Source organism: Aestuariibaculum sp. YM273 (assembly GCF_030908365.1).
Taxonomy (GTDB): Bacteria; Bacteroidota; Bacteroidia; order Flavobacteriales; family Flavobacteriaceae; genus Aestuariibaculum; species Aestuariibaculum marinum.
This window is the reverse complement of sequence record NZ_CP133090.1, coordinates 97812-111600: the sequence shown is the minus strand read 5'-3', so window position 1 is coordinate 111600 and position 13789 is coordinate 97812. Positions and strand designations below refer to the sequence as shown.

Annotated in this window: 13 protein-coding genes; 6 read left to right on the top strand and 7 right to left on the bottom strand. The window is 34.6% G+C overall.

The window, feature by feature from the left end:
• Nucleotides 1–99 precede the first annotated feature (99 nt).
• From RBH94_RS00490 to RBH94_RS00475, 4 genes are read left to right on the top strand one after another with little or no spacing between them, the layout of a single operon-like run.
• Nucleotides 100–1029, top strand: coding sequence for an ABC transporter ATP-binding protein (locus tag RBH94_RS00490; protein ID WP_188223342.1), 930 nt, complete (start codon nt 100–102; stop codon nt 1027–1029).
• A gap of 4 nt (nt 1030–1033) precedes the next feature.
• Nucleotides 1034–2341, top strand: coding sequence for an ABC transporter permease (locus RBH94_RS00485; protein WP_307881894.1), 1308 nt, complete (start codon nt 1034–1036; stop codon nt 2339–2341).
• A 1-nt stretch (nt 2342) separates the two neighbouring features.
• On the top strand, nt 2343–3287 hold the full coding sequence (locus tag RBH94_RS00480) for a mechanosensitive ion channel family protein (protein ID WP_307881893.1): 945 nt from the start codon (nt 2343–2345) through the stop codon (nt 3285–3287).
• A gap of 24 nt (nt 3288–3311) precedes the next feature.
• On the top strand, nt 3312–4475 hold the full coding sequence (locus RBH94_RS00475; protein WP_307881892.1) for a sigma-54 dependent transcriptional regulator: 1164 nt from the start codon (nt 3312–3314) through the stop codon (nt 4473–4475).
• A 21-nt stretch (nt 4476–4496) separates the two neighbouring features.
• Here the strand turns inward: RBH94_RS00475 and RBH94_RS00470 are convergent, their stop codons facing one another.
• Nucleotides 4497–5219, bottom strand: a complete 723-nt coding sequence (locus RBH94_RS00470) for a hypothetical protein (protein WP_307881891.1) — start codon at nt 5217–5219, stop codon at nt 4497–4499.
• 193 nt (nt 5220–5412) lie between these two features.
• Here RBH94_RS00470 and RBH94_RS00465 point away from each other — a divergent pair, with 193 nt between their 5' ends.
• Both RBH94_RS00465 and RBH94_RS00460 read left to right on the top strand, forming a co-directional pair.
• Complete coding sequence (locus RBH94_RS00465; RefSeq protein ID WP_188223347.1) at nt 5413–6267, top strand: PPK2 family polyphosphate kinase; 855 nt, start codon at nt 5413–5415, stop codon at nt 6265–6267.
• Nucleotides 6268–6336: 69 nt separating this feature from the next.
• Nucleotides 6337–6888: a hypothetical protein gene (locus RBH94_RS00460; protein WP_307881890.1), complete on the top strand. Its 552-nt coding sequence runs from the start codon at nt 6337–6339 to the stop codon at nt 6886–6888.
• Here the strand turns inward: RBH94_RS00460 and RBH94_RS00455 are convergent.
• The 6 genes from RBH94_RS00455 to RBH94_RS00430 all read right to left on the bottom strand — a co-directional run bounded on the left by RBH94_RS00455 (nt 6885) and on the right by RBH94_RS00430 (nt 13563).
• Nucleotides 6885–7787 carry a hypothetical protein gene (locus tag RBH94_RS00455; RefSeq protein WP_307881889.1) on the bottom strand — a complete coding sequence of 301 codons (903 nt, stop codon included), beginning with the start codon at nt 7785–7787 and terminating at the stop codon, nt 6885–6887. The genes RBH94_RS00460 and RBH94_RS00455 overlap by 4 nt on opposite strands.
• A gap of 119 nt (nt 7788–7906) precedes the next feature.
• The gene (locus tag RBH94_RS00450; protein WP_307881888.1) at nt 7907–9217 is read right to left on the bottom strand and encodes an APC family permease; all 1311 of its coding nucleotides are present in this window, start codon (nt 9215–9217) and stop codon (nt 7907–7909) included.
• Between the two features lie 13 nt (nt 9218–9230).
• Complete coding sequence (locus tag RBH94_RS00445; protein WP_307881887.1) at nt 9231–10406, bottom strand: DUF1624 domain-containing protein; 1176 nt, start codon at nt 10404–10406, stop codon at nt 9231–9233.
• A 76-nt stretch (nt 10407–10482) separates the two neighbouring features.
• Nucleotides 10483–11340: an ester cyclase gene (locus RBH94_RS00440; RefSeq protein ID WP_307881886.1), complete on the bottom strand. Its 858-nt coding sequence runs from the start codon at nt 11338–11340 to the stop codon at nt 10483–10485.
• A 22-nt stretch (nt 11341–11362) separates the two neighbouring features.
• The gene (locus RBH94_RS00435; RefSeq protein WP_307881885.1) at nt 11363–12697 is read right to left on the bottom strand and encodes an MFS transporter; all 1335 of its coding nucleotides are present in this window, start codon (nt 12695–12697) and stop codon (nt 11363–11365) included.
• 134 nt (nt 12698–12831) lie between these two features.
• Nucleotides 12832–13563 carry a hypothetical protein gene (locus tag RBH94_RS00430; protein WP_307881884.1) on the bottom strand — a complete coding sequence of 244 codons (732 nt, stop codon included), beginning with the start codon at nt 13561–13563 and terminating at the stop codon, nt 12832–12834.
• Nucleotides 13564–13789 lie beyond the last annotated feature (226 nt).

The following is a 13789-nucleotide window of genomic DNA, read 5'->3' as shown; positions in this document are numbered from 1 at the left end:
TTAATAAATTAGGCTTTTAAGATTAAATTGTTGAAACCGTTTAGAGGTCTCTTAACATTTAATATCTTTACCAATCATTAGTCAATATAAATTATACCAATGAGCAACTTATTAGAAGTTAATCAGGTTTCTAAACATTTTGGAGACTTCAGGGCGCTTAACAATGTGTCTATATCTATTCCAAAGGGCAGTATATTCGGGCTATTAGGTCCTAACGGTGCCGGAAAAACTACATTAATACGTATTATAAATCAAATTACTATGCCAGATTCTGGTACGGTACGTATAGATAACGAGTTACTTAACGAAAACCATATTAAAGATATTGGGTATCTGCCTGAAGAGCGTGGTTTGTACAAATCTATGAAAGTGGGCGACCAGGCTCTATACTTAGCACAATTAAAAGGGTTAAGTAAAGCAGAGGCCAAAGAGCGATTAAAATACTGGTTCGACCGTTTAGAAATCGGCGACTGGTGGAACAAAAAAATTCAGGAGCTCTCAAAAGGAATGGCACAAAAAATTCAGTTTGTGGTCACTGTTTTACATGAACCAAAACTATTAATTTTCGATGAACCGTTTTCAGGGTTCGATCCTATTAATGCGAATTTAATAAAGGATGAAATTTTACGCCTTCGTGAAAATGGAGCAACGGTTATTTTTTCAACCCACCGTATGGAGTCTGTGGAAGAGTTATGTGATGATATTGCATTAATAAATAAGTCGAATAAAATCCTTGACGGAAAATTAATTGATATTAAACGACAATATAAAATTAATACCTTTGAAGTAGGTGTTAAAACAGCTGATAACCTAGCGCTGCAAAATAAATTATCAGATAAATTTACGGTGTCTCCGGCTAGTTTTAAGACTTTAGATGATGAGCTAAAGCTTAACATCAAACTATCAAACGGAGAAAGTCCTAACGATTTATTGAACTATTTAACTGGCCAAGGTGAGGTGTCTCACTTTGTGGAATTAATTCCGAGTGTTAATGATATTTTTATTCAAACTGTAAAGAATAATCAATAGAAAAATGAACCATTTACCACTAATAATAAAGCGAGAGTATTTAACAAAAGTTAGAAACAAATCGTTTATAGTCATGACGTTTTTAAGTCCGCTGGTTATGATTATTCTTGTTTCTGTTGTTGCCTATTTAACACAGTTGAACAATGAAAAAGTTAGAACGATCTCAGTGTTGGATGAGTCTGGGTTAGTACAGAACATTTTTAAAAGTAATGACAAAACCACCTACAACATATTAAACGAGATGTCTCTAGGAGACGCAAAAGTGTTCGCTAAAGAGACAGAAGCTTACGGTTTACTTTATATCGGTGATTTTAAAAATGTGAATGAAGCTGAAAATCACATTCAATTTTATTCAGAAGAGTCTCCGTCTTTAACACTTATTTCAGATCTTGAAGGGCAGTTAGAAAAGAAACTTACCAATCTAAAGCTTTTAGATAATGGGGTAGATGTGGATATGATTAACGCTTCAAAAATCAATATAAATATTGTTCAGGAAAGTTTTGAAGGAGAGAAAACTTCAAAAACCGATAGTGTTGTAAAACTTATTTTTGGAGGCGCAGCGGGATATTTACTTTTCATGTTTATCATTATTTATGGAAACATGATTATGCGTAGCGTTATTGAAGAAAAAACCAGCAGAATCATCGAGGTTATAATTTCTTCTGTTAAGCCGGTGCAATTAATGTTTGGTAAGATTGTTGGAACATCATTGGCCGGAATTACACAATTTATTATTTGGTTAATTATTGGTAGTATTCTGTTGACTGTTATTTCTGTATTCTTTGGTATAAATGTTATGGAAACGCAGCAGCAAGAGATGATGAATCAGGCTATGGCAAACCCTGAAATAAACGCGCAGGTTCAAAATTTTGTGACCTCATTCTATAATTTACCATTAACGAATTTAATTTTTGCATTTATTTTATTCTTTATCGGTGGTTACTTATTATATAGTTCATTGTATGCAGCCATTGGTGCAGCCGTCGATAATGAAACAGATACGCAGCAATTTATGTTACCCATTATAACACCATTAATGTTAGCGGTTTATATTGGGCTGTTTACGGTAATAGAAGATCCGCATGGAACGGTGTCTACCGTGTTTTCATTTATACCATTAACATCACCGGTAGTTATGCTTATGCGTATTCCTTTTGGTGTTCCACTTTGGCAGCAAATAGTATCTTTTGTAATTTTAATTGGTACTTTTATGCTTACGGTATGGTTTGCAGCCAAAATTTATAGGGTAGGTATTTTAATGTATGGTAAAAAGCCAAGCTATAAAGAGCTGATTAAATGGATTAAATATTAACATGACTCAGGAATTAGAAAAAATAGAAAAGGCAGTAACGGAGAGTTCCGTTTGGAGTAAAGTCAAAGATTTTTTAAATCTACATGTCGAAATAACCGAGAAGATTCATATTTCGGTTCTCGATGTTATAGCCATTATCACTGCCATTTTTGTTACTACTTTGGTATTACGAGTGATTTTAAAGCTTATTACCAAAAAGTTACCCGAAGAAGAAAAAGGGAAATTTAATGTGGTTTTCGGGTATTTTAGATGGCTGGTTTATCTCATTATCCTTTTAATTACATTAAACGCTGTAGGGGTAAATGTTACAGCTGTTTTTGCGGCTTCCGCAGCCTTAATGATTGGTATTGGTTTAGCCTTGCAAACGTTGTTTCAGGATATTATTTCTGGAATATTTATATTGGTAGATCAAACGGTTCATGTTGGAGATATTATTGAGTTAGAGGGGAAAATTGGTCGTGTTGAAGAAATAAAATTGCGCACAACAAGAGCTGTAACGATTGATAATAAAGTGCTAATCATTCCAAACCATTTGTATTTAGAAAACAGTTTGTATAACTGGACGCAAAACGGAAGTACTACACGAGAAAGTGTTACGGTTGGCGTGGCCTATGGTAGCGATGTACAGTTGGTAAAAGAACTTTTAATACAAGCGGCTAATTCACATCCTGATGTAATGGCAACTTCAGAAACAATAGTGCGTTTTGAAGATTTTGGCGATAGTTCGCTAAATTTCAGAGTGATTTTTACATTAAGCGATAGCTTTAATGCCAATATGCCTAAAAGTGATATTCGTTTTGAGATCGATCGGTTATTTAGAGAACACAATATTAGTATTCCATTCCCACAACGCGATATTCACATTATTCAAAACCCAAATCAAAGTATCAATCTAAACTTAAAATCTTCTGGTAATACACCGAAGTTAGAAGACCAAAACCAATAAACAGAATTTTAAAAGGAAAATATTATGCCCAAAATTTTAATTATAGAAGATGAAGCTGCTATTCGTCGTGTACTTGTTAAAATTCTTTCTGAAGAAAACGATACTTATGTTGTAGAAGAAGCCGAAGATGGATTGGTGGGTATCGATAAAATTAAAAATGACGATTACGACTTAATTCTTTGCGATATTAAGATGCCTAAAATGGATGGTGTTGAAGTATTGGAGGCTACCAAAAAAATTAAACCGGAAATTCCAATTGTTATGATTTCTGGTCATGGCGATTTAGATACAGCTGTAAACACTATGCGTCTTGGAGCTTTCGATTATATCTCAAAACCACCGGATTTAAACCGTTTGCTAAATACCGTTCGAAATGCTTTAGATCGTAAAGAACTTGTTGTAGAAAACAAGCTACTAAAAAAGAAAGTCGGTAAAAATTTCCAGATGGTGGGTGAGAGTGATGCGATTTCTCATATTAAAGATATGATTGAAAAAGTGGCACCAACAGATGCTCGTGTTTTGGTAACAGGACCGAATGGAACAGGTAAGGAGTTGGTGGCTCATTGGCTACATCAAAAAAGTGAACGCAGTAAAGGCCCGATGATAGAAGTGAACTGTGCTGCAATACCAAGCGAATTGATAGAAAGCGAATTGTTTGGTCATGTTAAAGGCGCGTTTACCAGTGCTGTTAAAGACCGTGCAGGAAAGTTTGAAGCGGCAAACGGAGGAACTATTTTTCTTGATGAGATTGGAGATATGAGTTTACCAGCACAAGCAAAAGTGTTAAGAGCGTTGCAGGAAAGTCGCATTCAGCGTGTAGGGAGCGATAAAGATATTAAAGTGAATGTTCGTGTGGTTGCGGCAACAAATAAAGATTTGAAAAAGGAAATTGCCGATGGTAAATTCCGAGAGGATTTGTATCACCGATTGGCAGTTATTTTAATCCAGATACCGCCATTAAACGACCGTAGGGATGATATTCCATTATTGGTGAATCACTTTTCAGAAAAAATTGCGAGCGAGCATGGTACAGCTAAAAAAGAGTTTTCAGATAAAGCTTTGGGTTTACTTAAAGATTACGACTGGACCGGAAATATTCGTGAACTTCGAAATGTAGTAGAACGTCTAATAATTTTAGGCGGTAAGCAGGTAAGTGAAGAAGACGTCAAGTTATTTGCAAGTAAATAACCTGACGTTTCTAAATAGATATTATAGTTTACACGAATCTAACTCAGCCAAATATTTTGAAGCTAAGCTTTTCAATTGATTGGTGTAATGGGTTTTTAATGCTTCAGTAGACAAGTCTGAAGTGTTTACTGAGTTGCTTGATTTAACGATGGTTTGATGCCCGCAATTACAGCTTTTTAAAGTTTCGTTGTAGGTCTTAATATTTAAATCAATCATCTTTTCGTAAGATACCACAAGCTGTTGCTTTTCAAGTAGCAGCTTTTTTTCTTTTTGTTCAGCTAACTGTCTTTTTATTTCAGCTTCTTTACGCTTCAGGGCTTCTTGTTGCGCAAGCAAAGCAGCTTGTTCATTTTTCAGACTTGCTAAATCGTTTGTGTCCGTTGCATCAGCTACATATTCTGCTTCAATGTTTTGCATACTATATGAAGACGTGGCGCATTTATCCATTTCAATCACGCTCTGTTTACAGAATTCTTTAGCGCGTTTTACAAAATATCTGCCGTCTTCGTAAGTCGGTTGGTCATCAACTTTAGCTAAAACTTCTAGAGCTTTGTTCGTTTGTTCTAAAGCTTTGCTGCAGTTACAATCTTCTAAGGTTTTCTTTGCGAGATTGATGGATTCTAACGAGCGATGTGCAGAATATTTTAAGTGACTAATATTATTAGCATCATAAGATGATTTTGCATGTGAATAAGCACTTACTAAGTAGGCATTGGCATTATCGCATTTGCTTTGAGCATGCATACTTAAAGCGCCAATTAAATAAAAGAGATAGAAGAAATTTTTCATATAATTTGGGGTTATAACATAAATAGGTATAACGAAAATACCAAAAACATTGTATTTATTGGTGTTTTTCGTCGAAATTGTAGAAATTACTATCTTTAAAGGATATAATGAAAACCTCGAAACTTAAAACTAAGGAGCCCTCTTATTTATGGAAAAATATAAAGTAACTTCAAACATTTCACTAAAGGAATTAGAAACTAAAGTCGTTATAGACGATGCTAAAAAGGAATTAAAAAAGGTTAGAAAGAAGCTTGGTAAAATTCAAGATACAATGTATGCTCATGGTAAATATGCGGTTTTGGTGTGTTTACAGGGGATGGATACGGCCGGAAAGGATAGTTTGATTCGTGAGGTGTTTAAAGATTTTAATACACGGGGTATTATTGTGCATAGTTTTAAGGTGCCAACCGACTTAGAATTGAAGCACGATTATTTGTGGCGACATTACATTGCACTACCTGCTCGTGGTAAATTCGGAATTTTTAATCGTACGCATTACGAAAATGTATTGGTTACAAGGGTGCATCCCGAGTATATTTTAGGCGAGAACCTTCCAACGGTTACCAAAGTAGAAGATGTTAATGATGCGTTTTGGGATAAACGTTTCCAGCAGATTAATGAGTTTGAACAACACATAGCTGAAAACGGAACCATTATTTTTAAGTTCTTTTTAAATCTTTCCAAAAAAGAACAAAAAGAACGATTATTAAGACGTCTTGAAAAACAGGAGAAAAACTGGAAATTCTCTCCGGGAGATTTAAAAGAGCGTAAGGAGTGGGACGATTATCAAGTATGTTATGAAGATGCTATAAACAGAACATCGATGCCACATGCCCCTTGGTATACAATTCCTGCCGATGATAAAGAATCGGCGCGTTATATTGTAGCCAAGATTATGTACGATACTTTAAAAGAGTATAAAGATATTGAAGAACCAGAATTAGATGAGGATATTTTAGAAAACCTGCACCTTTATAAAGCCCAATTAGAAAGTGAGGATTAATTTATTTTAGGATTTCTTTTAGAAAATAACCTGTAGAGAAACATTACTTTTGGTTTAAATCTTTAACTCATGCGATATTTAATAATCCTTCTTTTTACTATTCAAAGTTTTGCTCAAGTGTCTAATAAATTACCATATTACGAAATTCCTGAAAGCCCTGAATTCTATACGCCAGCAACGACAGCGGCAAGAATGATTGATGGGTTGGGGTTTAGATATTACTGGGCAACCCAAGGCTTACGAGCAGAAGATTTGGCTTATAAAATAGGAGCGGACTCCAGAACATCCGGAGAAACGGTTGAACATATTTATGGATTAAGTAAGTTTATTAGAAACAGTGTTCTTACAGATAATAAAGATGAAAACAAAGATGAATTGTCCTTCGAAGAAAAACGAAAACAAACCTTATTGAATTTAAAATTAGTTTCTGAAGCTTTAAAAGCTAATAATGGTAATTTTGATTTAGCCAGCACCGAAGTGCCCTTTTGGAATATCATTAATGGACCCGTTGAAGATGCCGTATGGCACTGTGGTCAGGTAGTCATGTTGAGACGCGCATCAGGAAATCCATTTACATCTAATGTGAGTTTGTTTTCGGGAACAGTGAAAGACAAAAACTAATCCAAAGGTTTTTGGTCTGGGTTTAACGGTTCTTTTAAAAGCACTTTACATATTTGGTAATTTCCTTGTCTAAAACCGGAAATCAATAAATTAATATCGTTTGGTGACCAGCACGGTAAAATGTCTTCTACGTCGTTATAGGTAATTTGTATTTTGTGTGTGCCATCGTCTCGCATGATAAAAATTTCAGAATGTTGCATATCATCAACTTGAGCCGAATAAACTATACGTCTACTACCGTTCGTATTAGACCAGTCGGGGTAGGTACTTTCGTCTTTTAAATAGGTTAAACGGTTTTTATCCTTGGTAAACAAATGCTGGCTGTAAATAATATTGCTTTCACCTTGCGTGTTTTTATTTGAAAAATAGATCAAGACATCTCCTCTGGAGGTTAAATTTGGGTAGACATTTTTAAATTTATTACTAACTACTTTTTTTAGGCGTTTTCCTTTTATGGAACAAGCGTAAATATCAAAAATATCGGCTCGCTCTGAGTATGAAAACATAAGCTCTCCGCCGTTAGGAGCAAAACTACCAAAGTATTTATTACCACTTAGCTTAATAGGTAGTTGATTGACTTTACCTGAGTCGAAATCGTGGGTATAAATTTCATTGGTGCCTGTTCTGTCCGATTCAAAAAGAATCATATTTTTTGAAGGATGCCATTTCGGGCGTCTATCGTTAGAGGTTGTTGTCATCACTCGTTTTTGCGCACTTCCATCGATATTCATCACATAAATTTGCCAAACCCCATCACGATTAGATTCGAAAATAATCTTTGTTCCTTCTTTGTTATAACTGGCGTATCGGCTATCGCCATTAGAAAAGGTAAGTTGTTCTTCTTTAAAACCGTCTTTAATTTCTTCGTCTTGAGCAAAGCTTGATGCGACGCAAAGCATTGAAAATAAAAAAAGGGTTGATTTTAAAATGAGAGATAAACGCATAGTAATGGATTAGTGTTCAGCTAATTTAAAAAAATATACCAAATGAGTAAACTTAGTCTCAGTCAAGACGTTTTTTAATTAATTCGTGTCTTTTTATTTTGAAAATACTTGATGATTACATAAATAATACTGAGTGAAATGATAATAAGAATGGTACCAATGATTTCGAAAGAAGCCAAGTTGGATAGAAAATAAAAGATAATAAGTATTGATAGAATAGGAACAGTTAGACCTCCTGGGATGTTAAATTCCTCGGCTTTAGCTTTTTTGTTTTGTCTGAGTTTAATAACAGATAAAGCAACCCCGAGGTAAAGCAAAAGCATAGAGCTGGTAGCAATAATTACAGATTGTTTAAAACTTCCGAAAACCGTTAATGTAAAACTAATGGCGACATAAACTAGTATAGCTGCATACGGTGTTGCATAGGTTTTGTGAATTTTTGAAAGGAATTTTATGGGTATAACATTATCTCTTGAAAGTGCATAAACGATTCTAGGGCTATTAAGAATAGAGCCTGTCATATTTCCAAACATGGAAATTACAGCGCCTACGGTTAAAAGTAAAAAACCGAAAGATCCTAACACAATTTTCGCGGTTTCAGCCAATGGAGCTGCTTCATAGTTCTGGAAGTCATTTCCAAGAATGCCTTGACCAACAGTTTGCAATAATACATAAACAACAAGTACAGTGCTTATGCTTACCAAAACAGCTTTGGGTATGGTACGTTTAGGTTTTACAACCTCACCGCCTACAATAATGCCTGTTTCACACCCTTGAAAGGCAAAAAACAGAATTAAAGACGCTTGACCTAAGGTGTTTAAATCAGGAAGGCTGTCAATAGTTAAATTACTGAGAGTGATATTCGGTAATCCGACAATGATTAAAATAGATAAAGGCAAAAGTTTTAAAATGGTATTTAGTTTTACAAGGCCGATGCCTTGCTTTATACCAAGAATATTTATCGATGCAAGTCCCCAAAATAAAATAATTAAAAAGATTAACCGGAAGTAAGTTCCTTCTAGAGCAGGGTAGGCCGCAGTAATAATGTTTACTAACGCATTGGACACGGCGGCATCTGCAAACAGGTTACTGCTAACCGCAAAGCATCCGGCTATGAAACCGGCATAATCGCCGAAGGCGGTTTCAATATAGGTATAAGGTCCACCAGTATTATTCACTTTGCTACCGGCTTCGGCAAAACATAACATGACCAAAGCCATTAATAGTCCGCAAAACAAATAAGTGATAATACTTGCAGACCCCATAAGTGCAGCAATGGTTGCCGGTAAGACAAAAATGCCGGAACCAATTATAATGTTTACTATATTGGCAGAAAGCCCTAAAACCCCAACTTCACGTTTTAAATGTTCATTATTTTTTATCATATGTTTAGAGGTATTACAGGTAGCTTAACCACCATTTATCTTTGTTTTTAGCTTTATAAATCATGTAGGTTTTACAAGGGAAATAGAGAAGGGTAATAATTGAAATCCAAACGAGATAAACTATAAATAAAGAATAGCCGTAATCTTTTAGTGTTGGATTGTTAAATCCTGCCTGTGTTATAATCATGTTTTTCCAATCTCCACCGAAAATTAGTATACCGACTATTGCTAAAACATGGATGACAAAAATGTGAAGGAAATAATAGAACAGAGGTACCCGACCAAAAACAATCATAAAATCGGTTATTTTATTTTTTACAGATTCAATAGCGTATAGAAATAATAATGAAGGTCCTAAGGTGATTAAAAGATACGATAAGGAAGGTGGATATTTGGTGACTTTAAAGAAAGACAATATGGTTTTAGTGGTAGTGTCTTGTAAGGTCCAAGGAACAAGGTCACCATAAACATTTATACCACGAATGATGAAAAATAGGACTGTGGCTGATGTTCCTAGAACTAATAGCCATTTTCTTCTTAAATCACTTTTGTAATCAGAAAGGTAAAGTTGCCCAAGGCAATAACCGAGAATCATAACCCCGAGCCATGGTAGAATAGGATATGCAAAAACGACCAATTGTCCTCCTATAGCCGTTCCGTTTTGTTGATGTAAGGCATACCATAACAAAGAAGAAAAACTATTGCCTTGCATGGTTATTCCGTCTAAGCTATTGTGACCGGCAATTAATATTATTCCTATAAGTAATAGAAGTTTGGTATTTAAAAATATTAAAAAGGATAGGATAAGCATAGTTACGCCTATAGCCCAGATTACCTGAAGGATGATAACAGAATAAGTGATATCGAATTTCCATAACAGGTTGTTTAAAAATATTTCGAGAAAAATAAGCCAAATGCCGCGACTAAAAAGGAATTTAAAAAGTACAGGTTTTGTTTTCTTGCTGCCATATAAAAAAGCGGAAGTTCCGGCTAGTAAAATAAAAACAGGAGCGCAATAATGCGTAATAAATCGGGTGAAAAACAAGATTGGAGTGGTCGTTTCTAAATCGGTTGGATTACTAAAAAAAGCACCGTAATGAAAGTAATCTCTTGTGTGATCTAAAGCCATAATAATCATGACTAACCCTCTTAAAACATCTATAGATTCAATTCGATTGGATTTTATCATAGGCCATGTCTAAATTATAAAGTTTAATTTAGTAATAAAATGTTTATGTTGTTCATTGTGTGTTTCTTATGTTTGGTTATTGTTTGCCTAAACCTATGTATTGTTGAAAAGCTGTTACTTTTTCTTCCTTTAATGTCCATAAATGTACTACTGTGGTTTGGTAAGTTTCGCCGGTTTTTTTCAATTTACCATCGTAGTTGAGAGTGGCTAATACTTGGTCATTCCCTAAAGCAGATAATTTTATATTTTCCAATTTGAAATAGTCGTTATCTTCTCCTAATCTTTTGAAAACGCCGTTTAATACGGCATCAGGACTACTGTAAGGGTTACCGTCGGAATAGGAACTGGAACTTGATTCATTCCATATAATGTCTGATGTCATCATGCCTAAAACAGTTGGGATGTCACCTTTTCCAAAAGCTTCGTATATACCGTCTATAATAGCTATGTTTTCTTGGTTAGGTAAAAGCCCCAATTGCTGCATAAAAACCATATTGTCCATAAAGTCTTCTTCCTGAGCAATTTTTCCGTCTTTCATTTTTACTAGGGTAACACCATTAATATTAACAGATTTTCCTGTGGCGGGTATTCCGAAAAAGGCTCCAGTATGGTTGCCTTTAAAATTCCAGTGCTTTACAATATTGTCGTCTTGACCGAAAACCTGAATGACTGTAAATTTTATGTCTGAAAATCCAGTTAGGAAATTTTGATAATAGGCCTTTAAATTATCTATCCCGACTATGTTTTCAGGGCTTGTAACCAAGGTGATATCATCTGTAAAGTTAGAAGCGTTGATGAGATCAATATCACCATTGTTTATAATTTCATTCCATGTTTTTTCATACATAGAGATGTTTTTTTCAAGTTTCCCATCGTTACAGGAAACCAGGCTTAAACTTGCTGTTAACAGAAATAATGAGATTAAAGTTTTCATAAGTTTTATATTTAGTTGGTTGTTATTCAGTTAAATTTTCTAATGTGGTTAAGTGTTTTTTTATGTTAATGGTTTTGTAAATGAAAAAAGCGAAAAATGGAATGGCTGCACCGCAAAAAAAGACTTGATTCCATTGTAATTTTTCTTGAATCAAACCAAACAGCCATGGACCTATTATAATTCCCAGATTATTACAGGTCATATAAAGCGTGAATTGAGAAGCTGATATTTTGTGCCATGAGATTTTCATCGCCATGGCTAAAAGTGCTACGGTAAGTAGAGTGTTTAATAAATTAAAAAGTATGATAAATCCATAAACAGTAGAGATGTTTTGCCAACTATTTGAAATTAAACCGAATGAGAAAATAACAAGAGCTAATAAGGATATAAGAATTAGTGCCATTTTCTTTGTGCCAATAAAATCTATAATAACCCCACCGGCAACCATACTAAAGCCACCACCAACAACCGAAGCTATGGAGTAAACTTGAGAATAATCCGTATTGGTCCAATTTAATTCCTGAACCGTAAAAATAGGAAATAAGACTTCAATAAATCCAGTTGAAGCACCAGTGAAAATCATGCCCAGACTCAGAATTAGACTGGTTGGCAGTATGAGGACTTTTCCGAGGTTTTTAAACAAGCTTTTCCATTCTGTAAGCTGTGCCTTTTTTGAAACTTCAGAGGCTTTACCTTTTGTCCAGGGCATAAGTTTTTCACCTCTGTGTTCTCTGAAATAAATAGGAACAAGTATAAGAAATGCTATAATTAAAGATAATGATGTAATAGCATTTGTAAATCCTACAATATTTATAAGAGTTGTTCCTAAAAGTAATGATAAGGACTGACCTATAATTCTAGATCCCCACATAATACCATTAGCCCTTGCTTGTTGGTGTATGGGAATTATATCAACCGCCATGCCATCTATGGCAATATCCTGAGTCGAGCCAAAAAGACTTATTAAAAAACCACAAATCATTAAACCCTGAATATTACTTAAAGGTTCTTTTACAAAGCCAAAAGACAGAAAGCTAATGATTAGTCCTATTTGAGCAACAATAATCCAGGGGCGTTTTCTGCCCATAGCTATTGGGGTGTATCGATCGATAATAGGGGCTATAAAAAATTTAAAACTCCATGGAATTGAGATGATAGAAACATAAGCAGCAATAGAAACTGCGGAAACCTTATTCATAGCCAACCAAGCTGGGATAGCGTAAAAAGTAATACCAATGGGAATGCCTTCGCAAACATATAGAGCAGCAAAAACAAGATATCGCAATGTTGCGTTTTCAGATAAATAAACTTTTTGCTTTAAATCGGCTAGTTCATAGCGTATTGCTTTTTGATTCATTGTTTTGGTTTTAGGTTAAAACAAAATGCTATTAATTAATTTGGGTAATATTCTCTAAATGTCAAAAAGGGATAAAAAGCACAATTTTAAATTGTGCTTTTTTTGTAAGTTGAATAGTTTTTTGAAACTATATTTTAATAAGACAGGTCGTCTATTAAGCTATACATGTAAGACCAATCTTTAGAAACTGCAGTTCTGAATTTTTCTTTGATGTCTTCGGTTTTGGATTTTCCTTTTTCTTTTTCATAAACTTTCCAAACGCCATCGCGGTCTTCATCAAGCGCAGCAAAATTTTTAAAAGGAACAGTCACAAAGAAATCAGATACATGTGGACCTCCACCTATTACGCTATACCAGGTGCCCCTTACGTCGCCTTCAGCTTTTTTAATGGCTGATTCTACTTCTTTAACGGTTTCCATGAAACTATCGTAATTGTCCACTTTTACATTGTACACCCATACGAGTTTGGTGTCTTCAGGTAAGCTAGAACTTGATTTACTGATATCAGGCATACGACGGGCAATATTGTACTCCACACTTTCAACATGAGGAATAATTAAATCAACAACTTTCATTCTACATTTTTTTCCGGCTTCATCATTGCTTTCATCCATTTCAGCCCAATTAGCCATACGACTAGTCATAGTATACACCGTTCCTTTACCTTGAACGCGTCTCCACATACTCCATTTAAATTCTCCTTCATTGTCCTTGTAGCATTTTTTCCAGGACATAACCCCTTCTTTAAATTGCGAATTGTGCCCTGCTTTCACAGTGATTTCAGACATGTTTAGTAAATAATTGTCGTTTCCTTGAGATACTCCTAAGAGAGGTAGTACGAATAATAAATACAATAGTGTTCTCATAATTTTGATTTTGGTTAGAATTAATAATGGTTATATAGTTTGGTGGTGTTAAATGTTATTTTAACACGATTAATATTCTAAATAAAATCAACTTGGGACTCTAATATTAGAGGTTAATTATGGAGAGAGGGGTGGGTAATTTGTTGGTTTATAAGTAATAGCGTACTTAAATATAGGGAAATTTATTAATAAATCTTGTTTTAGTTTCTGAAATAAAAAAAAAGCC